This is a genomic window from Sphingomonas mangrovi, from assembly GCF_047975845.1.
Lineage (GTDB): Bacteria > Pseudomonadota > Alphaproteobacteria > Sphingomonadales > Sphingomonadaceae > Sphingomonas.
Window position 1 is genome coordinate 1 of the sequence record NZ_JBIUCZ010000041.1, and the last position, 24,683, is coordinate 24,683.

Annotated in this window: 18 protein-coding genes; 13 read left to right on the forward strand and 5 right to left on the reverse strand. The window is 69.7% G+C overall.

The window, feature by feature from the left end:
- Positions 1-259 precede the first annotated feature (259 nt).
- The 3 genes from pheS to ACBY01_RS15480 are packed head-to-tail and all read left to right on the forward strand — an operon-like array spanning position 260 to position 4,576.
- Positions 260-1,336, forward strand: coding sequence for a phenylalanine--tRNA ligase subunit alpha (gene pheS / locus ACBY01_RS15470; RefSeq protein ID WP_416461855.1), 1,077 nt, complete (start codon positions 260-262; stop codon positions 1,334-1,336).
- Positions 1,333-3,711, forward strand: coding sequence for a phenylalanine--tRNA ligase subunit beta (gene pheT / locus ACBY01_RS15475; protein WP_416461856.1), 2,379 nt, complete (start codon positions 1,333-1,335; stop codon positions 3,709-3,711). Before pheS ends, pheT begins: the two co-directional genes overlap by 4 nt.
- Complete coding sequence (locus ACBY01_RS15480) at positions 3,704-4,576, forward strand: aldose 1-epimerase family protein (RefSeq protein WP_416461857.1); 873 nt, start codon at positions 3,704-3,706, stop codon at positions 4,574-4,576. The genes pheT and ACBY01_RS15480 overlap by 8 nt, the downstream gene beginning before the upstream one ends.
- A gap of 127 nt (positions 4,577-4,703) precedes the next feature.
- On the opposite strand, the gene ACBY01_RS15485 is transcribed toward ACBY01_RS15480, so the two are convergent.
- Positions 4,704-5,267 carry a lysozyme inhibitor LprI family protein gene (locus tag ACBY01_RS15485; protein ID WP_416461858.1) on the reverse strand — a complete coding sequence of 188 codons (564 nt, stop codon included), beginning with the start codon at positions 5,265-5,267 and terminating at the stop codon, positions 4,704-4,706.
- A gap of 193 nt (positions 5,268-5,460) precedes the next feature.
- Between ACBY01_RS15485 and ACBY01_RS15490 the strand changes: the two genes are divergently transcribed.
- The 7 genes from ACBY01_RS15490 to ACBY01_RS15520 all read left to right on the forward strand — a co-directional run bounded on the left by ACBY01_RS15490 (position 5,461) and on the right by ACBY01_RS15520 (position 15,405).
- A complete protein-coding gene (locus ACBY01_RS15490) occupies positions 5,461-6,747 on the forward strand; it encodes a 3-methyl-2-oxobutanoate dehydrogenase (2-methylpropanoyl-transferring) subunit alpha (protein WP_416461859.1) in 1,287 nt (428 codons plus the stop codon).
- Between the two features lie 283 nt (positions 6,748-7,030).
- A complete protein-coding gene (locus tag ACBY01_RS15495) occupies positions 7,031-8,035 on the forward strand; it encodes an alpha-ketoacid dehydrogenase subunit beta (RefSeq protein ID WP_416461874.1) in 1,005 nt (334 codons plus the stop codon).
- Positions 8,035-9,393 (forward strand): dihydrolipoamide acetyltransferase family protein, encoded by a 1,359-nt coding sequence (locus tag ACBY01_RS15500; RefSeq protein ID WP_416461861.1) that lies wholly within the window; start codon positions 8,035-8,037, stop codon positions 9,391-9,393. Before ACBY01_RS15495 ends, ACBY01_RS15500 begins: the two co-directional genes overlap by 1 nt.
- Positions 9,394-9,490: 97 nt before the next feature.
- Positions 9,491-10,726 carry a class I SAM-dependent methyltransferase gene (locus tag ACBY01_RS15505; protein WP_416461862.1) on the forward strand — a complete coding sequence of 412 codons (1,236 nt, stop codon included), beginning with the start codon at positions 9,491-9,493 and terminating at the stop codon, positions 10,724-10,726.
- Positions 10,727-10,998: 272 nt separating this feature from the next.
- Positions 10,999-12,342 (forward strand): MATE family efflux transporter, encoded by a 1,344-nt coding sequence (locus ACBY01_RS15510; protein ID WP_416461863.1) that lies wholly within the window; start codon positions 10,999-11,001, stop codon positions 12,340-12,342.
- 85 nt (positions 12,343-12,427) lie between these two features.
- Complete coding sequence (locus ACBY01_RS15515) at positions 12,428-13,645, forward strand: argininosuccinate synthase (protein WP_416461864.1); 1,218 nt, start codon at positions 12,428-12,430, stop codon at positions 13,643-13,645.
- Between the two features lie 143 nt (positions 13,646-13,788).
- On the forward strand, positions 13,789-15,405 hold the full coding sequence (locus ACBY01_RS15520; RefSeq protein WP_416461865.1) for a hypothetical protein: 1,617 nt from the start codon (positions 13,789-13,791) through the stop codon (positions 15,403-15,405).
- Between the two features lie 100 nt (positions 15,406-15,505).
- Here ACBY01_RS15520 and ACBY01_RS15525 read toward each other — a convergent pair whose 3' ends face one another.
- Genes ACBY01_RS15525 through ACBY01_RS15540 form a run of 4 tightly spaced genes read right to left on the reverse strand, consistent with a single transcriptional unit; the run spans position 15,506 to position 20,052 of the window.
- Entirely contained in the window at positions 15,506-16,639 is a 1,134-nt protein-coding gene (locus tag ACBY01_RS15525) for a GNAT family N-acetyltransferase (protein ID WP_416461867.1), read from the reverse strand.
- Positions 16,640-16,695: 56 nt separating this feature from the next.
- Entirely contained in the window at positions 16,696-18,015 is a 1,320-nt protein-coding gene (locus ACBY01_RS15530) for a mechanosensitive ion channel family protein (protein WP_416461868.1), read from the reverse strand.
- 7 nt (positions 18,016-18,022) lie between these two features.
- Complete coding sequence (gene metC / locus ACBY01_RS15535) at positions 18,023-19,231, reverse strand: cystathionine beta-lyase (protein WP_416461869.1); 1,209 nt, start codon at positions 19,229-19,231, stop codon at positions 18,023-18,025.
- Positions 19,228-20,052, reverse strand: coding sequence for a sulfurtransferase (locus tag ACBY01_RS15540; protein WP_416461870.1), 825 nt, complete (start codon positions 20,050-20,052; stop codon positions 19,228-19,230). The genes metC and ACBY01_RS15540 overlap by 4 nt, the downstream gene beginning before the upstream one ends.
- 102 nt (positions 20,053-20,154) lie before the next feature.
- Between ACBY01_RS15540 and queF the strand changes: the two genes are divergently transcribed.
- The 3 genes from queF to ACBY01_RS15555 all read left to right on the forward strand — a co-directional run bounded on the left by queF (position 20,155) and on the right by ACBY01_RS15555 (position 24,377).
- On the forward strand, positions 20,155-20,613 hold the full coding sequence (queF, locus tag ACBY01_RS15545) for a preQ(1) synthase (protein ID WP_416461871.1): 459 nt from the start codon (positions 20,155-20,157) through the stop codon (positions 20,611-20,613).
- 172 nt (positions 20,614-20,785) lie between these two features.
- Positions 20,786-23,053, forward strand: coding sequence for a glycosyltransferase family 4 protein (locus ACBY01_RS15550; RefSeq protein ID WP_416461872.1), 2,268 nt, complete (start codon positions 20,786-20,788; stop codon positions 23,051-23,053).
- 43 nt (positions 23,054-23,096) lie between these two features.
- Positions 23,097-24,377 carry a glycoside hydrolase family 130 protein gene (locus ACBY01_RS15555; protein WP_416461873.1) on the forward strand — a complete coding sequence of 427 codons (1,281 nt, stop codon included), beginning with the start codon at positions 23,097-23,099 and terminating at the stop codon, positions 24,375-24,377.
- Positions 24,378-24,683 lie beyond the last annotated feature (306 nt).

The window sequence follows — 24,683 nt, forward strand, 5'->3', positions numbered from 1 at the left end:
CACCCGATCCCCGCCGCGTCGCCACTCCCGCCGCCGCAACCACCATTCACGCCACCGCTTCACCAAAAAACCGGTTATGCAAATGTCCCGCGAAAGCTGGGATGACGATGCGGGCGGTTACGCGCCGCTGCCAATTCGCCCCCTTCCGACAGTCCCCGTCCCGCGATACAGCGCCAAGGGACTGCATGGGCGGCCCGCCGCCCGCACCCGATCTATCGCGCCGCGATCGCCGCACGGCCGGCCCGGCACAGGAGGAAGCGTGACCACCGATCTCGAACAACTGCGCGGCGATCTGCTGGCTGCGATCGACGCGGCCGCCGGGCTCGAGGCGCTCGACGCGGTGCGCGTCCATGCGCTCGGCAAGCAGGGCGCCGTCACCGGCCTCTTGAAGACGCTCGGCGGCATGACGCCCGAGCAGCGCCAGGAGCAAGGCCCGCGCATCCACGCGCTGCGCGAAGCGGTGACCGAGGCGATCGCGACGCGCAAGGCGGCGCTGGAGCAGGCGGCGCTCGACGCCCGGCTCGCGTCCGAAACGCTCGACATGACGCTTCCGGTCGACCGCGCCGCCCCCGGCAGCGTCCACCCGGTCAGCCAGGTGATGGACGAGCTTGCGGAGATCTTCGCCGACCTGGGCTTCGCCGTCGCGACCGGTCCCGAGATCGAGGACGACTGGCACAATTTCACCGCGCTCAACATCCCGGAGACGCATCCGGCGCGGGCGATGCATGACACTTTCTATCTGGCCGGCGAGCACGAGCGGCCGATGGTTCTGCGCACGCATACGTCGCCGGTGCAGATCCGCACGATGCTGTCGCAGAAGCCGCCGATCCGCATCATCGCGCCCGGTCGTGTCTATCGCTCCGATAGCGACGCCACCCACACGCCGATGTTCCACCAGATCGAAGGGCTGGTGATCGACAAGGGCATCACCCTCGCCCACCTCAAATGGACGCTGGAGACCTTCCTCAAGGCGTTCTTCGAGCGCGAGGACATCGTGCTGCGCCTGCGCCCCAGCTACTTCCCCTTCACCGAGCCTTCGGCGGAGGTCGACATCGGCTACACGATGCAGAAGGGCAAGCGCGTGGTCGGCGGGTCGGAAGGGTGGATGGAGGTGCTCGGCTCCGGCATGGTCCACCCCAAGGTGATCGCCGCCTGCGGGCTCGACCCGGACGAGTACCAGGGCTTCGCGTTCGGCACCGGCGTCGACCGGCTGGCGATGCTGAAATACGGCATGGACGACCTGCGCCCCTTCTTCGACGGCGACGTGCGCTGGCTCAAGCATTACGGCTTCTCGGCGCTTGACGTGCCCACGCTGTCGGGGGGAGTGGGCGCATGAAGTTCACCCTTTCCTGGCTGCGCGAGCACCTCGACACCGACGCCGCGCTCGACGCGATCCTCGACGGCCTCACCCGCATCGGGCTGGAGGTCGAGGGCGTCGAGAACCCGGCCGCGCGCCTCACCGGCTTCCGCGTCGCCCGCGTCCTTACCGCCGAGCGCCATCCGCAGGCCGACAAGCTCCAGGTGCTGTCGGTCGACGCCGGCGACGGCCCGCTGCAGGTGGTGTGCGGTGCGCCCAACGCGCGCGCCGGGCTGGTCGGCGTGTTCGGCATGCCGGGCGCCGTCGTGCCGTCCAACGGCATGGAGCTGCGCGTCGCGGCGATCCGCGGCGTCGAATCCAACGGCATGATGTGCTCCACGCGCGAGCTCGAGCTCGGCGAGGATCACGACGGCATCATCGAGCTGCCGGCCGACGCGCCGGTCGGCACGACCTTCGCCGATTATGCCAAGCTGGACGATCCCGTCATCGACGTGGCGATCACCCCCAACCGGCAGGACTGCATGGGCGTGCGCGGCATCGCGCGCGACCTCGCTGCCGCCGGCCTCGGCACGCTGCGCCCGCTCGATGCGGTGATCGGCGATCTGCCCGCAATCACGCCGCAGGGCGCGGGCCCGGACGTGGCGACCCAGGACCCGGAGGGCTGCCCCGCCTTTTTCGCGCAGACCGTTGCGGGCGTAACCAACGGTGCCTCGCCCGATTGGCTGCAGCGCCGCCTGACTGCGGTCGGCCAGAAGCCGATCTCGGCGCTGGTCGACATCACCAACTTCGTCATGCTCGGCCTCGGTCGGCCGCTGCACGTCTATGACCGCGCCAAGCTCCAGGGTGGTCTGGTCGCTCGGCATGCGGCGGCGGGCGAGGAGGTGCTGGCGCTCAACGGCAAGACCTACACGCTCGACGGCGGCGAGACGGTGATCGCCGACGACGCGGCGGTGCACGACATCGGCGGCATCATGGGCGGCGAGCATTCGGGCGTGTCGGAGACGACCACCGACGTGCTGATCGAATGCGCCTATTTCACGCCGGAGAGCATCGCCCGCACCGGCCAGAAGCTCGCGCTCACCTCCGACGCGCGCCAGCGCTTCGAGCGCGGCGTCGATCCCGCCTTCCTCGACGAGGGGCTGGCGATCGCCACCCGGCTGGTGCTCGCGCTGTGCGGCGGCACCCCCAGCGAGGTCACCCGCGCCGGCGAGCCGCCGGTCGCCCCCCGCGCGATCGCCTACGATCCCGCGCTTGCCGAGACGCTCGGCGGCCTCGCAATCGCGCCCGAGCGGCAGCAGGACATCTTGGAACGTCTCAGCTTTGTCGTCGGGCAGGACTGGCAGGTGGTGGTGCCGAGCTGGCGCCGCGACGTCGACGGCCCGGCCGACCTGGTCGAGGAAGTGATCCGCATCGAGGGCATCGACAACGTGCCTTCCACGCCGCTGCCCCGCCCTGCCGGTGTCGCCCGTCCGACCGCCACGCCCGAGCAGAAGCTGGAGCGCCGCCTGCGCCGCTCGGCCGCCGCGCGCGGCCTCAACGAGGCGATCACCTGGAGCTTCATCGCCGAGGATGCCGCCGCCCCCTTCGGCGGCGGTGCCTGGAGCCTCGCCAATCCGATCAGCGAGGACATGAAGGTCATGCGCCCCTCGCTGCTGCCGGGGCTGCTGTCGGCGGCGAATCGCAACCTCAAGCGCGGCGCCACCGGCGTGCGGCTGTTCGAGATCGGCCGCCGCTATCTCGCCGACGGCGAGCGCCTGACGCTGGGCGTCGTGCTCGCCGGCGAGCAGCGCAGCCGTGGCTGGCAGGCGGGCAAGGCAGCACCCTTCGACGCCTTCGATGCCAAGGCGGAGGCGCTCGCGCTGCTGGAGGCTGCCGGCGCGCCGATCGCCAACCTCCAGGTCATGGACGGTGCGGGCGATGCCTATCACCCCGGCCAGTCGGCGACGCTGCGGCTGGGGCCGAAGACGGTGCTCGCCGCCTTCGGCACGCTGCACCCGCGCCTCGCCAAGGCGTTCGACCTCTCCGGCCCCGTGGTCGCGGTCGAGCTGTTCCTCGACGCTCTGCCGGCCAAGCGCACCAGCGGCTTCATGCGCCCCGCCTATGCGCCGCCGGCGCTGCAGGCGGTGACGCGCGACTTTGCCTTCCTGGTGCCCGACAGCGTCAGCGCCGACGCGCTGGTGCGCGCGGTGCGCGGCGCGGACAAGGCCACGATCGTCGACGCACGCCTGTTCGACCGCTTCACCGGTGCCGGTGTCGACGAAGGCATGAAGTCGCTGGCGATCGAAGTCACACTCCAGCCGGGCGAGAAGAGCTTCACCGATGCGGAGATCAAGGCCGTCGCCGATAAGGTCGTCGCCGCCGCAGCGAAGCTCGGGGCCACTTTGCGTGGCTGATCGGGTGGAGATCGGCAACGGCATCCTGCGAGCGGCGATCGATCCGCTCGGCGCCGAGCTCGTGTCGCTGCTCGATGCGCAGGGCCGCGAGCTGATGACCGATGCCGATCCCGTCTATTGGACGGGCCACGCGCCGATCCTCTTCCCGATCGTGGGCCGGCTGGCGGGCGACCGCTACCGGCTCGACGGCCGCGACTATGCGCTGCCGCAGCACGGCTTCGCCCGCCGCCGCAGCTTCGCGCTGGTCGAGCAGACAGCCGACAGCGTCCGCTTCCGGCTGGAGGACGATGCCGAAACCCGCGCGGTCTACCCCCGCGCCTTCGCGCTCGACGTTATCCACACGATCGACGGCGCGACGCTCACGACGACGGTGACGGTCACCAACCGCGACACCCGCGACCTGCCGGCCAGCATCGGCTTCCACCACGCCTTTGCCTGGCCGCTGCCTTATGGTCGGCCACGCGACGCCCACCGCATCACCTTCGCCAAGCCGGAGCCTGCCAGCCTAGCCTCGGTCGAGGGCGGGTTGATCGCGCCGGAACCGCGCCCGAGCCCGCTCGACGGGGGCGTGCTGCCGCTGTCCGACGCCCTGTTCACCGAGGACGCGCTCGTCTGGCAGCAGCTCGAAAGCGAGTCGCTGCGCTACGACGCCGGCGAGGGTCCCGCGCTGGAGGTCGACTTCCCGAACACGCCGATGCTCGGCATCTGGACCAAGCCCGGCGCGGCGTTCGTCTGCGTCGAGCCCTGGCATGGCATCGCCGACCCGGTCGGCTTCGCCGGCGAGATCTGGGACAAGCCCGGGATGCTGCGGGTCGCGCCGGGCGAGACCCGCAGCGCCGTGATGTCGGTGACGCTGCACCGCTAGTCTCTTCTCGTGCCGTCCTGCCAGCGCAGGCTGGCATCCATACGCGCTGCGCTTCCGCCTCCTGCGGAGCGGCAATGGATCCTGACTTCCGTCAGGATGACGTTGGGAGTGCGGGACGTGCCCCCGGTCAGCCTGCCATCGGCTGCAGCACCACGCGCCGGCGGATCGTCTCCTGGAGCAGGCACATCGGAATTTCGATCCGGTCGAGCGTGCCGCCGGTCGCCTGCTTCTGGCACTCCGCGTCGCGGCGCTGGATCCAGGCGCGTTCCTCGGTGCGCAGGCGCGCCTGCTCGGCCGGGCCGCGCTTGTCCATCGCCGACTTGTAGGCAGCGTTCAGCCGGTCGTCCTGCACCTGCAGTTCGGCCTGGACGCACGCGGCCATGGCGGGGGTGACGCCCTTGGCGGCATCGCCCGTGTTCAGGCAGCGGTCGAATGCGGGCGAGTATTGCGCCTCGACCTGCGTCTGCGACAGCTCCGGGGTGCCAGCCGAGGATGGGGACGGCTCGGGCGCGGGCGTGGCCGTGGCCGTCGCCTCCGGTGCCGGGAGGACCGCGTCCGCGGTCGGCGTCGCCGCGGGCACGGAGGCAGCCTCGTTCGACACCTCGGGCCCGCTGCCGTTGCAGGCGGTGGCGAACAGGATCAGCGCCAGAGCCAGGCGGCGCGGTGCGACGGGAGCGGAGAACAGGGTCATGCCCCTTCGTACCCCACCACCACGCACACGGCGAGCGCAGCACCCGCCGTCGTCTCCCGAAACCACCGCCCCGCCGCGACGCTGCACCGCAGCGACGATCTTGGCTTCCGCAACCCCGCGCAATTTTATAACAAGCGCTTGAAACGAGTCTGCGCGGGGTTCCGGCTCCGGACGGCAGGCCAAGGAGAGACGAGTGCGCGAAGAATCGCTGCGACCCAATCTACCGCCGCTGGCGCTGCACGTGCCGGAGCCCCGCTTCCGCCCCGGCGACCCCGTGGACTTCGCCGACGTGGTCGTGCCCCCCGCCGATGCCGCCCGGCGTCCCGACACCAGCGCGCCTGCGGACGCGTTCCACGAGCTCGCCTATACGCTGGTGCGCGTGCTGGACGAGAACCACCAGGCGGTCGGTGCGTGGAACCCGCGGCTCGCGCCCGAGCTGCTGCGCCGCATGCTCCGCTCGATGGCGCGCACCCGCGCGTTCGACGAGCGCATGTTCCGCGCCCAGCGCCAGGGCAAGACCAGCTTCTACATGAAATGCACCGGCGAGGAGGCGGTCGCCGTCGCCGCGACGATGGCGCTCGATTACGACGACATGTGCTTCCCCAGCTATCGCCAGCAGGGGATTCTCCTCACCCGCGACTATCCGCTGGTCGAGATGATGAACCAGATCTACTCGAACCGCGGCGACAAGCTCCACGGCAAGCAGCTGCCGATCATGTATTCGTCCAAGGAAACCGGATTCTTCTCGATCTCCGGCAACCTCACCACCCAGTATCCGCAGGCGGTGGGCTGGGCGATGGCATCGGCGGCCAAGGGCGACACCCGCATCGCCGCCGCCTGGTGTGGCGAGGGATCGACCGCGGAAGGCGACTTCCATTCCGCCTGCACCTTTGCCGCGGTTTACCGCGCGCCGGTGATCTTCAACGTCGTCAACAACCAGTGGGCGATCTCCAGCTTCTCGGGGTTCGCCGGCGCCGAGGCGACGACCTTTGCCGCCCGCGCGATCGGCTATGGCATCGCAGGGCTCCGCGTCGACGGCAACGACGCGCTCGCGGTCTATGCCGCCACCCGCTGGGCAGCCGAGCGCGCCCGCACCAACCAGGGGCCGACGCTGATCGAGCATTTCACCTATCGTGCCGAGGGCCACTCGACCTCCGACGATCCTTCGCAATATCGCTCCGCCGAGGAAGCGACCGCCTGGCCGCTCGGCGATCCGATCGCGCGGCTGAAGGCGCATCTGGTGGCGATCGGCGAGTGGGACGACGAACGCCACGCCACCATGGACCGTGAAGTCGCCGAGGAAGTCCGCGCCGCGCAGAAGGAGGCGGAGAAGAACGGCGTGCTCGGCCACGGCCTGCACCAGCCGCTCGACAGCCTGTTCGACGGCGTGTTCGAAGACATGCCCTGGCACCTGCGCGAGCAGCAGGCGCAGATGCTCGCGGAAGAAGCCGCCTCCGGCCGCCCCTGGGCGCGGAAATGAGCATGGCCCGGTTCGACATGCCCATCACCACCCCGGCACCGGCCGGCTCCGCGGCCGTGCACGCCACCCGGGCGCTGTCCATCAACCCGGCCCAGTCCGTCACCCCAGCGGACGCTGGGGTCTCGTGCCGCACGCACGCCCTCCTCAACCGCGAGATCCCAGCCTTCGCTGGGATGACGGGGAAGGAAAGGCGCAACCGCTGGCGCCCCACTCCCGCCGGGAGGAACAACCGATGAGCAAGGCCATCGACTTGGCTCCCGAAGCCGCAGGCGAGACCGCGCCCATGAACATGATCCAGGCGATCAACTCCGCGCTCGAGGTCGCGATGGCGCGCGATCCGGACGTGATTGTGATGGGCGAGGACGTGGGCTATTTCGGCGGCGTGTTTCGCGCGACCGCGGGCCTGCAGAAGAAGTTCGGCAAGACGCGCGTGTTCGACACGCCGATCACCGAGACCGGCATCGTCGGCGTCGCGATCGGCATGGGCGCCTATGGCCTGCGCCCCGTGCCGGAAATCCAGTTCGCCGATTACATCTATCCCGCGCTCGACCAGCTGGTGAGCGAAGCGGCGCGGCTGCGCTATCGCTCCAACGGCGACTTCACCGCGCCGATCACCGTTCGCTCGCCGTTCGGCGGCGGCATCTTCGGCGGCCAGACGCACAGCCAAAGCCCGGAGGGCATCTTCACCCACGTCTCGGGCATCAAGACGGTGATCCCCTCCACCCCCTATGACGCCAAGGGGCTGCTGATCGCCGCGATCGAGGACAACGATCCCGTCCTCTTCTTCGAGCCCAAGCGCATCTACAACGGTCCCTTCGACGGCCATTGGGATCGCCCGGCGAAGAGCTGGGCGGGGCATCCCGCCGCCACCGTCCCCACCGGCTATTACCGCGTGCCGCTCGGCAAGGCGGCGGTGGCGAGGCCGGGGGAGGCGCTCACCATCCTCGCCTATGGCACGATGGTCCATGTCTGCCAGTCGGTGGTCGAGGAAGCGGGCGTCGATGCCGAGATCCTCGACCTGCGCACGCTCGTGCCGCTCGATATCGAGGCGATCGAGGCGTCGGTGAAGAAGACCGGCCGCTGCATGATCGTGCACGAGGCGACCCGCACCTCCGGCTTCGGCGCCGAGCTGTCGGCGCTGGTGCAGGAACGCTGCTTCTACCATCTCGAGGCGCCGATCGAACGCGTCACCGGCTACGACACGCCGTATCCGCACAGCCTGGAATGGGCCTATTTCCCCGGCCCCGTCCGCATCGGCGAAGCGCTCAAGAAAGTGATGAGGACCTGATGGCACGCTTCAGCTTCCGCCTGCCCGACATCGGCGAAGGCATTTCCGAGGCGGAGATCGTCGCCTGGCATGTGGCGATCGGCGACCGCGTCGAGGAGGACGCACGCCTCGCCGACATGATGACCGACAAGGCGACCGTCGAGATGGAAAGCCCCGTCGCCGGGGTGGTGATCGGGCTGGCGGGCGAGCCCGGCGACTCGATCCCGATCGGCTCGACGCTGGTGGTGATCGAGACGGAGGAAGAGACCGAGAGCGACACCGTGGTGGCGGAGAACCCCGGCGTGGAGGTCGCCACCGACGCGACGCCCGCGTGCCTCACCCCGCCGGAGGGGGAGGATGCGTCCCCCGATCCCACTCGTACCCCGGCGGAGGCCGGGGCCCAGTCGGGAGACGCCGGCGAGGAGAGCGCAACGCCCGCCACGACGATCACCGATGCTGGGCCCCGGCCTGCGCCGGGGAACGAAGAAGGGCGAGACCACAAACACCCCATCCTCGCCTCCCCCGCGGTCCGCGCCCGCGCGCGCGATCTCGGCATCGACCTCGCGCAGGTCCGCACCGAGGGCGATCGGATCCGCCACGCCGATCTCGACGCGCACCTGCGCTACGGCCAGGCTCAGGGCTATCACGCCCCCCACGCCAGCCGCGCCCGCGACGACGAGACGGTGAAGGTCATCGGCATGCGCCGCCGCATCGCCGACAACATGGCCGCGTCCAAGCGCCACATCCCGCACTTCAGCTATGTCGATGAGGTGGAGGTCACCGCGCTGGAGGCACTGCGCGCCGACCTGAACGCCAACCGCGGCGACCGGCCCAAGCTCACCCTGCTGCCGCTGTTCATCGCCGCGCTGTGCCGCACGCTGCCTGACTTCCCGATGCTCAACGCGCGCTATGACGACGAGGCCGGCGTGATCACCCGCCACGGCTGTGTCCATCTGGGCATGGCGACGCAGACCGACGCCGGCCTCATGGTGCCGGTGATCCGCGATGCGCAGGACAAGAACGTCTGGCAGCTCGCGGCCGAGATCGTCCGCCTGGCCGAGGCGGCGCGCACCGGCAAGGCGCGCTCGGACGAGCTGTCGGGCGGCACCATCACCGTCACCTCGCTCGGGCCCCTGGGCGGGGTCGCCACCACGCCGGTCATCAACCGTCCAGAAGTCGCGATTATCGGCCCCAACTGTATCGTCGAGCGGCCGGTGTTCGTCGACGACGGCCGCGGTGGCGACGCGATCCGGCGCGCCAAGCTGATGAACGTGTCGATCTCGTGCGACCATCGCGTGGTCGACGGCTGGGACGCGGCGAGCTTCGTCCAGGCCCTCAAGAAGCTGCTCGAAACCCCGGTGCTGCTGTTCGCCGATTGAGCCGGCGGGCGAGACGCCAGCCGGCGCCGCCCGCCCGCGCCGCAATTATCGAACCGACCGGTAGCTTTTTCCGGTCGCAGCGGGTAACCCCGGTCGCATGGCGCTGATCGACAGGTTTTTCGCGCGGGCCATCCCCAAGGGCCAGCTCACCGTTCACCATGCCGACGGGCGCACCGCCCGGTTCGGTACGCCCGACGGGGAGTTCCCCGACGTCGCGATCCGCTTCACCGATCGACGCGTGCTCGCCGCGATCGCGCGCGATCCCAGCCTGGGCGCGGCCGAAGCCTATATGGACGGGCGATTGCGGGTGGAGCAGGGCGACATCCGCGACCTGCTGGTGCTGTTCAAGAAGAACAACCTGTGGGAGGCGGGTGCGAGCACGCTCAAGGCGCGCGGCATGCGCAAGCTCGCCAACGCGGTCTTCCACCGGCTCGATCGCTACAACCAGGCCCGCCAGTCGAAGCGCAACGTCGCACACCACTACGACCTGTCCGACCGGCTCTACGACCTCTTCCTGGACGCCGACCGCCAGTACAGCTGCGCCTATTTCACCGATCCCGCCGCCAGCCTCGAACAGGCGCAACGCGACAAGAAGGCGCACATCGCCGCCAAGCTGGCGCTGCGCCCGGGCATGCGCGTGCTCGACATCGGCTGCGGTTGGGGCGGGATGGCGCTCTACCTCCACCGCAAGACCGGCGCCGAGGTGCTGGGCGTCACTTTGTCGGAGGAACAGCTCAAGGTCGCCCGCCGCCGCGCACACGAAGCGGGGGTCGCCGACAAGGTGCGCTTCGAGCTGATCGACTATCGCGCGCTCGCCGGCCAGTTCGACCGCATCGTCTCGGTCGGCATGTTCGAGCATGTCGGCCCGCCGCAATACCGCACCTTCTTCGCCAAGTGCCGCGAGCTGCTGACGTCCGACGGCGTGATGCTGCTCCACACCATCGGCCGCGCCGGCGGGCCCGGCGTCACCGACCATTTCACCGCCAAATACATCTTCCCCGGCGGCTATAATCCCGCGCTGTCGGAGATCGTCCGCGCCAACGAGGGCAACAAGCTGTTCCTGACCGACGTCGAGGTGCTGCGCCGCCATTACGGCATGACGCTGGCGCACTGGTACGACCGCACCGTGGCGGCGAAGGATGCGATCGTCGCGCTCTACGACGAGCGGTTCTTTCGCATGTGGACCTTCTACCTCGCCGGGGCGCAGGTGAGCTTCGATTTTGGCGGCATGGTCAACTACCAGCTCCAGTTCGCCCGCTCGCGCGACGCGCTGCCGCTGACCCGCGACTACATGCTGGAAGAGGAACGGCGGCTGCGCGAGGCGGCGGGCTGATCCAACGATCGCCTCACGTCCGTTCGTGCTGAGTAGGGGCTGAGCTTGTCGAAGCCCCGTATCGAAGCACCGAGGCTCACCTCCCACCCCGTTTGTCTCGAGTAGCCGTCGAGCTTGTCGAGAGCCCGTATCGAGAGAGCCGCAACCGCCTCTCGATACGCCGTCTCGACAAGCTCGACGGCTACTCGAGGCGAACGGGGGGAGGGGGGGCGGCTTAGCCGCACACCCATGCAGTGCTTGCTGATCGCCCTCAACCATAGCACCCCACACCCATGACCACCCCTGCCCCGCTCACCCGCGCCTCGATCTTCGCCCAGGCCTGGCCGATCATGCTCGGCCAGACGACGGTGCCGCTGGTCGGAATCGTCGATACGGTGGTGGTCGGCCGCACCGGCGACGCCGCCGCGCTTGCCGGGGTCGCGCTCGGCACGACGATCATCAACTTCCTGTTCTGGAGCTTCGGCTTCCTGCGCATGGGGATGACGGGCATGACCGCGCAGGCGCAAGGGTCCGGCGACGCGCAGGAGGTCCGCGCGCTGCTGGTGCGCGGCCTCGCGCTCGGCGTGGCGATCGGCGTGCTTCTGTTCGCGCTCCAGCTGCTGCTGGTGCCGCTCGCCTTGTCGCTGCTCGCCGGCGGCGGTGCGCTCGATGCGGCGGCGGGCGGCTATGTCGCCGGGCGCTTCGTCGGCGCACCCGCCAGCCTCGGCGTGTTCGCGCTCACCGGCTGGCTGCTCGGGCTCGGCCGCACCCGCGCGGCGCTGCTGCTCCAGATCGCGATGAACCTGGTCAACGTCGTCCTCGACATCTGGTTCGTCTGGGGGCTCGGCCTCGGCGCCCACGGCGTCGGCCTGGGCACCGCCTGCGCCGAATGGAGCGCGCTGCTGCTCGGCGTCGGAATCGCGCTGCGCATTCTCGGGCCCGGCGCGCTCACCGGCCTGCGCACCGGGTTGTTCGACCGCGCCAAGCTGCGCCGGCTGTTCGCGGTCAACGCCGACATCATGGTCCGCACCGTCGCGCTGCTGGTCCTGTTCGGCTGGTTCGCCAATGCGGGGGCACGGCTGGGCGCGGTGCCGCTCGCCGCCAACCATGTGCTGATGCAGTTCGTCTCCGTCTCCGCCTTCGTGCTCGACGGCTTCGCCTTCACCGCCGAGTCGCGGATCGGCGGCGCGATCGGGCGCAGGTCGCGCGGCGAGCTGCTGCGCGCCACCCGCCTCACCGGCGAGTTCACGCTCGCCGCCGGCGCCGCCTTCGCGCTGTTGATTCACCTCGCCGGCGCACCGTTGGTCGCCGCGATCACCGACAATGCGGACGTCCGCGCCCAGGCGATTGCGCTGCTCCCCTTCGCCGCACTCGTGCCGCTGGTCGGCGCCCCCGCCTGGCTGCTCGACGGGGTGTTCATCGGCGCGACGCGCGGGCGGAGCCTGCGCAACGCCGCGCTCGCCGCGACGCTGCTCTACCTGGCCACCGACCTGTTGCTGCGCCCGTTCGGCGCCGCCGGCCTGTGGATCGCGCTGCTCGCCAGCTACGCCTACCGCGCCGCCGGGTTGGGGCTCGCGCTGCCGCGGCTGGTGCGCTCGGTCGGCGTGCCGCTTGCGGAAGCCCCGCGCGCGGCATAGAGGGCGCGCGCAACCTGCCCGCCCTTGCGCGCCGGGTGCCTGCCCGCGCAGGCCCGCCGATGCGTGCGTTTCGGAGAATGAGCTGATGGCCGACAAGATCAACCGCGTGGTGCTCGCCTATTCGGGCGGCCTCGACACGAGCGTGATCCTGAAATGGCTGCAGACCGAATATCAGTGCGAGGTGGTGACCTTCACCGCCGACCTCGGCCAGGGCGAGGAGCTGGAGCCCGCCCGCAAGAAGGCCGAGCTGATGGGCGTCAAGCCCGAGCACATCTTCATCGACGACCTGCGCGAGGAGTTCGTCCGCAACTACGTCTTCCCGATGATGCGCGCCAACGCGCATTACGAGGGGCTGTATCTGCTCGGCACCTCGATCGCGCGGCCGCTGATCGCCAAGCGCCAGATCGAGATCGCCCGCCAGGTGGGCGCCGACGCGGTCAGCCACGGCGCCACCGGCAAGGGCAACGACCAGGTCCGCTTCGAGCTGGGCTATTACGCGCTCCAGCCCGACATCAAGGTGATCGCGCCGTGGCGCGAGTGGGACCTGACCAGCCGCACCGCGCTGATCGACTTCGCCGAGAAGAACCAGATCCCGGTGCCCAAGGACAAGCGCGGCGAGAGCCCCTTCTCCACCGATGCCAACCTTCTCCACACCTCGTCCGAGGGCAAGGTGCTCGAGGATCCGTGGGAGGAGGTGCCCGACTATGTCTTCTCGCGCACCGTCAGCCCTGAGGACGCGTCCGACCAGCCCGAGATCGTCACGATCGATTTCGAGCGCGGCGACGGCGTCGCGATCAACGGCGAGGGCATGTCGCCCGCAACGCTGCTCGCCAAGCTCAACGACCTCGGCCGCGCCCACGGCATCGGCCGGCTCGACCTGGTCGAGAACCGCTTCGTCGGCATGAAGAGCCGCGGCATGTACGAGACGCCGGGCGGCACCATCTATGCCGCAGCCCATCGCGCGGTCGAGCAGATCACGCTCGACCGCGGCGCCGCCCACCTCAAGGACGAGCTGATGCCGCGCTATGCGGAGCTCATCTACAACGGCTTCTGGTTTGCGCCCGAGCGCGAGATGCTGCAGGCCGCGATCGACCACAGCCAGGAAAAGGTCACCGGCACCGTTCGCCTGAAGCTCTACAAGGGCGGCGTCCATGTGATCGGCCGCAAGTCGCCCTTCTCGCTCTATTCGGAAAAGGTCGTGACGTTCGAGGACGACCAGGGCGCCTACGACCAGCGCGACGCGGCGGGCTTCATCAAGCTCAACGCGCTGCGCCTGCGCCTGCTCGGCCGCCGCGACCGTTGATCGCGTAAGGCCCGCTGTCGGCGGCGAACCGCCGGCGCGGGCCTGCCCTATCCGCACCGCCATGCTCCCGGTCCAGCCTCCGATCGCGACGAAGCGTCGCGCGCGCGCTTGCCGGGCGATACCCGGCCGGTAAAAGCAGGCATATGCACGGGGGTACAGGGCAGCCGCATTGGTGGCAGACGCGATGGTTCGTCATCGCCATGGCGGTGCTGGCGGCGGTGCCGCTGGTATGGCCGGACATTCCGCCGCTGGTCGACCTGCCGGGCCATATGGGCCGCTATCGCGTGCAGCAGACGATCGGCACCGGCGCGGCGCCTTGGCTCTCCGACTGGTATGATTTCACCTGGAGCCTGATGGGGAACCTCGGGCTCGACCTGCTGATCGTGCCGCTCCAGCCGGTGCTGGGAATGGAATGGGCGGTCAAGCTGATCGTGCTGACGATCCCCGCGCTGACCGCGGTCGGCCTGCTGTGGATCGCGCGCGAGGTGCACGGCCGCATCCCGGCCACCGCGCTGTTCGCGCTGCCGCTGGTCTACAGCTATCCCTTCCACTTCGGCTTCGTGAACTTCGCGCTGTCAATGGCGCTCGCGCTCAACGCGTTCGCGCTGTGGCTGCGTCTCGGCCGCCTGGGCAAGCTGCCGCTTCGCGCGGCGATCTTCGTGCCGCTGGCGGCGGTGATCTGGGTCACCCACACCTTCGGCTGGGGAACGCTCGGCGTGCTCGCCGCCTCGGCCGAGCTGATCCGCGAGCACGATCGTCGCCGCAACTGGCTCGCCGCCGCATTCCATGCCGGACTGCACTGCCTGGTGCTGGCGCCGCCGGCGCTGCTGATGCTGCTGTGGCGTACCGGCCATGTCAGCGGCCAGACGGGCGACTGGTTCAACTGGCGGCTCAAGATGCAGTGGGTGACGATGGTCCTGCGCGACCGCTGGCAGCTCTACGACATCGCCTCGCTCGCCGTGCTGTACCTGGTGCTGTTCAAGGGCATCCGCGATCCCAACATCCAATATTCGCGCAACCTGGGACTGTCGGCGCTGTTCCTGCTCGCCGTCTATCTGCTGCTGCCGCGGATCGTGTTCGGATCGGCCTATGCCGACATGCGGCTGGTCCCTTACCTGTTCGGCATCGCGCTGATCGCGTTGCGGCCAAAGCCCGGCATGTCCATCCGCCATGCCGCGACCGTCGCGGCGCTGGGCCTCGCGATCTTCGTCGGGCGGATCGGCGCCACCACCGTCAGCTTCGCACTCTATGACCGCGACTACGACCAGGAACTCGCCGCGCTCGAGCATGTGCCGGTGGGCGCGCGGCTCGTCACCTTCATCGGCGAGACCTGCCGCAACGAGTGGACGATGACCCGGCTGCAGCACCTGCCCGGCATCGCGCTCGAACGCCGACTGGCCTATGCCAACGACCAGTGGTCGATGGTCGGTGCCCAGCTGCTCACCACCCGCTATTTCCCCGCGCAACGCTTCTCGCACGATCCGTCGCAGATCGTCACCGACGTCCAGTGCCCGCGCGAATGGTGGCGGCCGGTATCGGGCGCGCTCAGCACCTTCCCGCGCCACGCCTTCGACTATGTGTGGATGATCCGGCCGCCGCGCTACGACCGCCGGCTGGAGCAGGGGCTCACGCCGGTGTGGCGCAGCGGCACCAGCGCGCTGTTCCGCATCGACCACCGCCAACGCGCGGCGACGCTGCTGCCGACCGACCTCTACGGCCCCGCCGGCCGCCGGATCGACCGGCCAACGCGCGAGTCGTAGAAATGCTGTTCCCCGGCGAAAGCCGGGGGCCAGAGCCAAAGACGCAGCACCGGTAACCCTGGGCCCCGGCCTCCGCCGGGGAACCACTCCTTTGATGACTTTACCCTTTGCGGAACGGCGTCAGCTCGCCGAGATATTCCTGCTCGTGTGCGACGGCTTCGCGCTCGCGGTCGAGAAACTCGGCGACGGCGCGGCGGAAGTTCGGATCGGGGAGGTAATGCGCCGACCAGGTCGTCACCGGCGCATAGCCGCGCGCGAGCTTGTGCTCGCCCTGCGCCCCCGCCTCGACCCGGCCGAGCCCGCGCGCGATCGCCGCATCGATCGCCTGATAATAGCAGAGCTCGAAGTGGAGGAACGGCACCTCCTCCACCGCGCCCCAGTAACGGCCATAGAGCGCGTCGCCGCCGACCAGGTTGAGCGCCCCCGCGATCGGCCGGTCGCCGCGACAGGCCAGGATCAGCAGCACCCGGTCCCCCAGCGCCTCCGACAGCAGCGAGAAGAACGCGCGGGTGAGGTACGGCTGCCCCCACTTCCGGCTGCCGGTGTCCTGATAGAAGCTCCAGAAGGCGTCCCAATCCGCCTCGGTGATCTCGGCGCCGGTCAAGTGGCGGATGGTCAGGCCCTCGACGGCGGCGGCGCGTTCCTTGCGGATCGCCTTGCGCTTGCGGCTGGCGAGCGCGCCGAGGAAGTCGTCGAACCCGGCATAGCCCTGGTTCTCCCAATGGAACTGGGTCCCCGCGCGCGTCAGCCATCCCGCCGCCTCCCACAGCGGCAGCTCGGCCGGATCGACGAAGGTGGCATGCGCCGACGACAGCTGGCTGTTGCGGGTCACCGTCTCCAGCGCGGCGATCAGCGCCGGCGCCTGGCCAGGATCGCGCAGCAGCAGCCGACGGCCGGGCACCGGGGTGAAGGGCACCGCGATCTGGAGCTTGGGATAATAGTCGCCGCCGGCGCGCTCCCAGGCGTCGGCCCAGGCATGGTCGAAGACATATTCGCCCTGGCTGTGCGCCTTGGCATAGGCCGGCGCGATCGCGGCCGGGCGGCCGTCGGCGCCGTCGACCACCACCGGCAGCGCCTGCCACCCCGATCGCCCGCCGACCGAGCCCGAGCGTTCGAGCGCGGCGAGGAAGGCGTGGCTGAGGAACGGATCGTCCGATCCGGCGCAGGCGTCCCAGTCGGCGGCGGGGATCGACAGCACCCCCTCGGCGATGCGCGCGGTGATGGCGGTGGTCACGCTGCGTAATCTAGGGGCTCGGCCGCGAGCGGCAAGCGCCGCGCGCGCCGGTTCGGTCAGTCTGTGTCCTTGGCGGCGGGGAAATCCGCCTGGGCGGCCGGCGCGGCGGCGATCCCGGCGGCGGCAGCCGGCTCGCGCAGGATCATCTCGCGCCGGGGCACCGGGATGACGATGCCATGCTCCTTGAACAGCAGCCACAGCCGGTTGAGCACGTCCGACCGCACGTTGCCGACGCCGCTTTCGGGATCGCTGATCCACACCAGGATGTCGTGTTCGGCGGCATAGTCGCCATAGCTCGTCAGCCAGACGTTGGGCTTGGGGCTCTTCAACACCCGCGGGCTTTCGCTCGCCGCGCGCAGCATCAGCGACTGGGCGAGCTTGAGGTCGCTTTCGTAGCCGACCTTCACCGGGATGCGCACGCGCACGTTGCGATCGGTGAAGGACCAGTTCTCCACCTCCTGCGTCATCAGATTCTCGTTCGGGATCAGATGCTCCTTGCCGTCGCGGGTGATGACGGAGACGGCACGCACACCGATCTTGTTCACCCAGCCGAAGCTCTCCCCCACCACGATCACGTCGCCCGGCTTGATCGAGCGGTCCATCAGCAGGATGATCCCCGCGATCAGGTTGCCGACCGTCTTCTGCAGGCCGAAGCCGATCGCGAGACCCAGCCCGCCCGAGAACACTGCGAAGGTGGTGAGATCGATGCCGAGCAGGTCGATGCCGAAGAAGAAGGCGATCACCACCGCGCCGATCGCCGCCAGCTTCTGCGCCAGCAGCTTCTGCGTCGCATCCAGCGTCTTGGCCTGGCCGATCGAATGGCCGACCAGCCGGTTGGCGAGCCGCACCAGCGCATAGAGGCCGATCGCGACCACCGCCACCGACACTACTGACAGCAGCGACAGCCGCCGACGCCCCACGTCGAAGCCGATCCGCTCCAGCGCCGTCGTGACGTTGTCGAACCCGCCGAGCGCGTTGCTGAGCAGCGCCACGAACACCACCGCGCCGATGCCCCAGGCTGCCCAGCGCGGCAGGTGCAGCCCGCGCAGCACGTCGATCGTCAGCTTGGCGGTGGCGGCGCCCAGCGCGAATCCGATGCCGAACGCCGACAGCGGGTGCCAGGCATAGCCGCCGGCGACGATCGCGAGCAGCGCTGCGGCCGAGCCGTGCCGGACGATCTGGCACATGCGCGGGCCGAGCCCCTCCACCGCGCTGCCGACGCGCGTGCCCCAGAAGGTGGCGACCGCCGGCCCCAGCCGACGCCCCGCCAGCCAGCCGAGCAGGAGCGCGACCAGCACCAGCGCGGCCGCGATCCCCGCTTCGAGGAGATCGGGCCAGCCCGGGACGACGATGCCGTAGTCGGCGAGCCGGATCACCGCCGCCTCATCCCCGCGCCCCGCGGAACCGGGCGAGCCCCGCGTCGAGGTCGGCGATCAGGTCGTCGACGTCCTCCAGACCGATCTGCAGCCGAACCGCCGGCCCTTCGGCTTCCCACTGGGTGGCGCTGCGGCAGCGCTGCGGATCGATCGGCACCGCCAGGCTCTCGAACCCGCCCCAGCTGTAGCCGATGCCGAACAGCTCCAGCCCGTCGATCAGCGCAATGCGCGCCGCATCGTCGCCGCCGTCGAGCACGAACGAGAACAGCCCCGCCGGCCCAACGAAGTCGCGCAGGAAGATCTCGTGGCCGGGCGTGCCGGGCAGCGCCGGGTGCAGCACCCGCGCGACGCCCGGCTGCTCGGCGAGCCAGCGGGCGATCGCAAGCGCGCTCTCGCCGTGGCGGTCGAGCCGCACCGCCATCGTGCGCAAGCCGCGTGCGCCGAGATAGGCGTCGTCGGGCGAGACGTGCTGGCCGAGCTGATAGCTGGTGTGGCGCAACGCCTCGTACCGCCCCGGCCCGGCGGTGACCGAGCCCAGCATCACGTCGGAGTGGCCGACGACGTATTTGGTGCACGCCATGATCGTATAGTCGACGCCGCGTTCGATCGCCGGGAACAGCAGCGGCGTCGCCCAGGTGTTGTCGAGCAGCGTCACGACGTCGCGCGCCTTGGCAGCGGCGACGATCGCCGGCACGTCCTGCACCTCGAAGGTGAGGCTGCCGGGGCTTTCCATGAAGATCGCCTTGGTGTTCGGCCCGATCAGATCGGCGATGCCGGCACCGATCGTCGGGTCGTAGTAGCGCGTGGTGATGCCGAAGCGCTTGAGCAGTCCGTCCGCCAGCAGGCGCGTCGGGTCGTAGGCGCTGTCGACCAGCAGCAGCTCGTCGCCCGGCGACAGCACGGCGAGCAGGGCGGTCGAGATCGCCGCGACGCCCGACGGGTAGAGCAGCGTCCCCTCCGCGCCCGGCTCCAGCGCGGTGAGCGCATCGGCGAGCGACCATTGGGTCGGCGTGCCGCGGCGGCCGTAGAACAGCCGGTGATGCGTATCCCGGGCGCCGGTCTCGCGCAGCTGCGCGACCGAATCGTAGAGGATCGTCGACGCACGCCACACCGGCGGATTGACGATGCGCTGCGTCCATTCCGGACGGCGCCCGGCACCGACGACGCGGGTGCCCGGCCCCCTGCCCTCGCCTTCGCCGTCGCCCGCGCCGCTCACAGCGTCACCGTCGTCTTGGGGGTGGCGGGATCGGACGCCCAGTCGGTCCAGCTGCCGTCGTAGAGCGCGGCGTCGCGGCCCAGCAGGTGCAGCCCGAAGGCGAGCACCGCCGCGGTGATGCCCGATCCGCAGGTGGTGACGATCGGTCGGTCGAGGTCCACGCCCGAGGCGTCGAACGCCTCGCGTAGCGCCTCGCCGCGCTTCCACGTCCCGTCGGGGGCGAACAGCTGGCCATAGGGCAGGTTGAACGATCCGGGAATGTGTCCCGTCGGCAGCCCACGCGGGTCGAGCTCGGCGCCGGTGAAGCGCGACGCCGACCGCGCGTCGAGCAGCTGCTCGTCCTGCGTGTCGAGGTTCGCCAGCACGTCCGGCTTGGTGCGGATGCGGCTGCCGTCGTAGCGCACGTCGCGGCTTGCGCGATGCGGTGCGCCTTGACCGGTCTGCAGCGGTTTTTCCTCGCGCCGCCACTTGGCGATGCCGCCGTCGAGCAGGCTCGCCGCAACCCCGAAGCGCTTGAGCAGCCACCAGGCACGCGCCGCGGTGCGGTAGGGCGAATCGTCGTAGAGGACGATCGTCGCCGCATCGTCGATGCCCAGCGCGCCCAGATGGCGGGCGATGCCGGGGATCTCGCCCTCGGCGGCGGTCTGCTCCAGATGCCCCAGGTCGAGATAGGCCGCGCCCGGGATATGACCGTCGGCGAACTCCGCCGCCGCGTCGCGCCCCGCGGCGCCCAGCGAGCCGAACCAGGTCGCGTCGAGCAGGTGCAGCCCGGGGCTGCCCAGCCGCTCCGCCAGTTCGTCGGTCGTCACCAGCGCGTCCATGCCGTCTCCTTCGCAGCTCCACCGCCGCTCTACGCATCGCGGCCGCAGCCGTCGAGAGATGCGCCGTTCCCTTTCGCGGGTGCGCACCCTACATGCGCTGGCATGACCGCCGCCATGACACCGAAGCATCTGGGCCAGGCCAGCACGCTGCCCGCGTCGCCGGAAGACGCCGTCCTCGACTATGTGCCCAATCCGCGGGAGGGTTCGCGCTATTGCGTGCGCTTCACCGTTCCCGAATTCACCTCGCTCTGCCCGGTCACCGGCCAGCCCGACTTCGCGCATCTGGTGCTCGACTACGTCCCCGATGCGACCATCGTCGAGTCCAAGTCGCTCAAGCTGTTCCTGGGGAGCTTCCGCAACCACTGCGCCTTCCACGAGGATTGCACGGTCGGCATCGGCGAGCGGCTGTTCGGCGAGATGAAGCCGCTGTGGCTGCGCATCGGCGGCTATTGGTATCCGCGCGGCGGCATTCCGATCGACGTGTTCTGGCAGTCGGGCGAGCCCCCGGCCGGCGTGTGGATCCCGGCGCAGGACGTGCCGGGCTATCGCGGTCGCGGCTGAATCCTGATCCAGGTTCGATGCAGCGCAGCACCGCACGCGCCTAAGCTGGTGGCGCCCGAGAGGATTCTTTTCGTTGCGGCGCAGCAACGAGGAACCTACCTTCCCGTCCACGCATTTGCTCATCGCGTTCGGCGAATGTCTCGCCGGTCGCACACCAGCGTGAGGAAAGTGGATGGCGCCGAATTCTGCCGTACCGGGTGGCATCGATCACATCGCCCTGATCGGCAACTTCCTGCCGCGCAAATGCGGCCTGGCGACCTTCACGACCGACACTTACGACGCGCTCAAGCAGCGCTATCCCGACCTGACCGTCGACGTCTATGCGATGGACGACAAGCCGGGTGCCTACGCCTATCCGCCGGCGGTGACGCACAGCATCGTCCAGAAGGACCGCGCCGCCTATAGCGACGCCGCCCGCCGCATCGCCGAGAGCGGTGCCAAGGCGCTGTGGGTGCAGCACGAATACGGCATCTACGGCGGCTCGGCCGGCGACTATCTGCTGGCGCTGCTCGACCGCATCGCCATTCCCGTGATCGTCACGCTTCACACCATTCTGGAGCGGCCGAGCGCCGACGAGCGGCGCGTGATGGACGCGCTGCTGCGCCGCGCCGCGCGCGTGATCGTCATGGCCGAGAAGGGCCGCGACATCCTGACACGCGTGCACGACGTCGATCCGCGCAAGCTGGTGATGATCCCGCACGGCGTGCCCGATCGCGCTTATGCCGAGCCCGCGTCGGTGAAGGACCGGTTCGGCTGGGCCGATCGCGACGTCATCCTCACCTTCGGACTGCTCGCCCCCAACAAGGGCATCGAGACGATGATCGAGGCGATGCCGGCGGTCGCTGCCGCGCACCCCGACGCGCTCTACGTCGTGCTGGGCGCGACCCACCCGCATCTGGTGGCGCACGAGGGCGAGGCCTATCGCAACCGGCTGAAGGCGCTCGCCGCCGATCGCGGCGTGGCCGACAACGTCCGCTTCGTCGACGCCTTCGTCGAGCAGGACGAGCTGCTCGACTATCTCCAGGCCGCCGACCTCTACGTCACGCCGTACAACAACCCCGCGCAGATCACCTCGGGCACGCTGTCCTACGCGGTCGGCATGGGCAAGGTCGTCATCTCGACGCCGTACGTCCACGCCAGCGAGATCTTGGCCGACGATCACGGCGTGCTGGTGCCGTTCGGCGACAGCGCCGCCTTCGCGCGCGAGATCGCCCGGCTGCTCGGCGACCACGATGCCCGGCGCGCGCTGGCGGAGCGCGCCTATGCGCACGGCCGCACGATGCTGTGGCCGCGCCTGGCCGAGCGCGCGATGGCAGAGGTGGCCGAGGCGGTCGCAACGCTCCCCCACCGCATCCCGCGTGCCGCCGAGCTCGCCCCACTCAAGCCGACCATCGCCGCGGTCGAGCGGATGAGCGACGCCACCGGCATGCTCCAGCACTCGATCTTTTCGGTGCCGGACCGTCGCCACGGCTATTGCATCGACGACAATGCCCGTGCGCTGATCCTGATGCACCGCGTCGACGACGTCGACGAGGCGACCCGCGACAAGTGGACCTCGATCTACGGCGCCTTCCTTCAGCACGCCTGGAACCCGGACACGCGCCGCTTCCGCAACTTCATGAACTTCGACCGCAGCTGGTGCGAGGACGCCGGGTCGGAGGATTCGAACGGCCGCGCGCTGTGGGCGCTGGGCGTCACCGCGCGCGAGGCGCGGGCGCGCAAGCACCGCGATTGGGCGATCGCGCTGTTCGACGCCACCGCCGACATCGCGCTCGAACTCGGCAGCCCGCGGGCGCGCGCCTTTGCGATGCTGGGCGCGGCGGCGATGCTCGACGTCTATCCGGGCCACGCCCGGTCGACCGAGCTCCTCACCCGCTTCGGCGAGGAGCTGGTCGCACTGCTCCACGCCGCACGCCGGCCGGAATGGCAGTGGTTCGAGATCGTCCTCGCCTATGACAACGCCCGACTGCCCGAAGCGATGATCCGCGCGGGTCAGACGCTGGAGCGCGAGGATTTGCTGGCCGTCGGCCTGGAGACGCTCGCCTGGATCGTCGAATGCCAGACCTCGCCCGAGGGCCGCTTCCGCGCCGTCGGGACCGAGAGCTTCAACCGCCCCTATGCCGATCCGCTGCCGTTCGACCAGCAGCCGCTGGAGGCGCAGGCGACCGTCGACGCGTGCATCGCGGCGTATGAGGTCACCGGCGAACAGCGGTGGGCGGACGAGGCGATGAAGGCGTATCGCTGGTACCTCGGCGCCAACGACCTGGACCTGCCGCTCGCCTCGGGCGCAGACGGCGGCTGCTTCGACGGGCTGATGCCGCACGGGCTCAACCAGAATCAGGGTGCGGAGTCGATTCTCGCGCTGCAATTGGCCTCCTGCGCGATTTCCGCCCTTTCAAAGCGCCCCCGGGTCGTGGCAGAGGGCCGCGCCGTCGCCTGAGCAGAGGCGACGCACGCGACGATTAGGTACCCGGGGATTTCGCATGCTGGATTTGGTCAACCACCCGCTGCGCTTGCACGCGGATCCGTCGCGGGTGGTGGTGCGGCCCTTCCATATCGCCTGGCAGTCGAACGGCGCCGCGCCCAGCCGCACCGAGCGTCTGGTCGGCGAGGTCCTGGCGATGAGCGCGCAGGACACGCGCCACCAGCTGGAGGTCGTGCTCAAGGATTTCGAGGCGCGCCACTGGCAGACGCGGCGCGTGTTCATGACGCGCTACGACGAGATCGAGGCGCTGCTCGGGCTCGACGGCACCGAGATCGGTGACGAGAAGCGCCAGCTGATCGGCGCCTATTTCTGCCACGAATACAGCTATGCCGCCGCCGCGCTGATGAACCCCAGCGCGGTGCCGCACTTCGACCAGACCGGCATGCAGCCCGGAAGCCTGCGCATCCTGATGTCGATGCGCGCGGTCGGCGAGGGCCATATCTCGTCGGTCGCGTTCCGCGAGGGGATCATCACCAGCCAGAACGAGATGCGGCTGGCCCCCGAACCGCCGTTCGCGACCGCGGTCGACGCGATCGGCAACGAGGAGGAAATGCCGGAAGGGCCGGTCACCGTCTATCGCCACCGCGATTCGACGCTGTCGGGTACCGTGATCTTCCCGATTACCCGCGCCCAGTCCAAGGGACTGGAGGACATGCGGCTGGTCCACTTCACCCACGACAGTGGCGAGGAGGAGTGGATCGGGACCTACACCGCCTACAACGGCTCGGAGATCCAGTCGGAGCTGCTGCGCACCCGCGACTTCCGCGCCTTCGACTTGGTGCCGATGACCGGCAGCGCCGCGCGCAACAAGGGCATGGGGCTGTTCCCGCGCAAGGTGAACGGCCAGTATATGATGATCGGCCGGCAGGACGGCGAGAACCTGTTCCTGATCAAGTCCGACACCCTCACCCACTGGGACGAGGGCGAGATGCTGCTCAAGCCGCAGTATCCGTGGGAGCTGGTCCAGATCGGCAACTGCGGGCCGCCGATCGAGCTCGACGAGGGCTGGCTGCTGCTCACCCACGGCGTCGGCGCGATGCGCAAATACGCGATCGGCGCGGTGCTGCTCGACAAGGACGATCCGTCGAAGGTGATCGGCCGCACCCGCGAGCCGATCCTAGCCGCCGCCAACGAGGACCGCGAGGGCTATGTCCCCAACGTCGTCTATTCGTGCGGGGCGCTGCGCCACGGCGACAAGATTTTCATCCCCTATGGCGTCGCCGACAGCTCGGTCGCGTTCGCCTTCGTCACGATCGATTCGCTGCTCGCGGTGATGTAGGAGGGCCGCGCGCGCCCTCGCGGCAACCGGACCACCGCCGCTACCCAGAAAGCGCGCGCGATTCGCGTCTGAAGGCTGACCTGCGTCCGCAGGACGGGTGGTGAAGCGCACGCCCCCTCCCTACCCCTCGTCATCCTGACGGACGTCAGGATCCATTTCCCCACCGTCGGGAAGCGCAGCGCGACGGGTCTCAAGAAAACGACCGGTGCGCGTCTGGATGCCCCGAGTTCACAAACGAAGTGCAACACCAGGTTGAGGTGTTGCGATGGGAACCAGGTACCGACAGCTCTCGTATGCGGAACGGTG

Coding starts and splice junctions, on each gene's coding strand:
- pheT (WP_416461856.1), top strand. CDS start 1,333: ATGAAGTTCACCCTTTCCTGGCTGCGCGAGCACCTCGACACCGACGCC.
- ACBY01_RS15485 (WP_416461858.1), bottom strand. CDS start 5,267: ATGACCCTGTTCTCCGCTCCCGTCGCACCGCGCCGCCTGGCTCTGGCG.
- ACBY01_RS15495 (WP_416461874.1), top strand. CDS start 7,031: ATGAACATGATCCAGGCGATCAACTCCGCGCTCGAGGTCGCGATGGCG.
- ACBY01_RS15500 (WP_416461861.1), top strand. CDS start 8,035: ATGGCACGCTTCAGCTTCCGCCTGCCCGACATCGGCGAAGGCATTTCC.
- ACBY01_RS15505 (WP_416461862.1), top strand. CDS start 9,491: ATGGCGCTGATCGACAGGTTTTTCGCGCGGGCCATCCCCAAGGGCCAG.
- ACBY01_RS15510 (WP_416461863.1), top strand. CDS start 10,999: ATGACCACCCCTGCCCCGCTCACCCGCGCCTCGATCTTCGCCCAGGCC.
- ACBY01_RS15515 (WP_416461864.1), top strand. CDS start 12,428: ATGGCCGACAAGATCAACCGCGTGGTGCTCGCCTATTCGGGCGGCCTC.
- ACBY01_RS15520 (WP_416461865.1), top strand. CDS start 13,789: ATGCACGGGGGTACAGGGCAGCCGCATTGGTGGCAGACGCGATGGTTC.
- ACBY01_RS15540 (WP_416461870.1), bottom strand. CDS start 20,052: ATGGACGCGCTGGTGACGACCGACGAACTGGCGGAGCGGCTGGGCAGC.
- queF (WP_416461871.1), top strand. CDS start 20,155: ATGACCGCCGCCATGACACCGAAGCATCTGGGCCAGGCCAGCACGCTG.
- ACBY01_RS15550 (WP_416461872.1), top strand. CDS start 20,786: ATGGCGCCGAATTCTGCCGTACCGGGTGGCATCGATCACATCGCCCTG.
- ACBY01_RS15555 (WP_416461873.1), top strand. CDS start 23,097: ATGCTGGATTTGGTCAACCACCCGCTGCGCTTGCACGCGGATCCGTCG.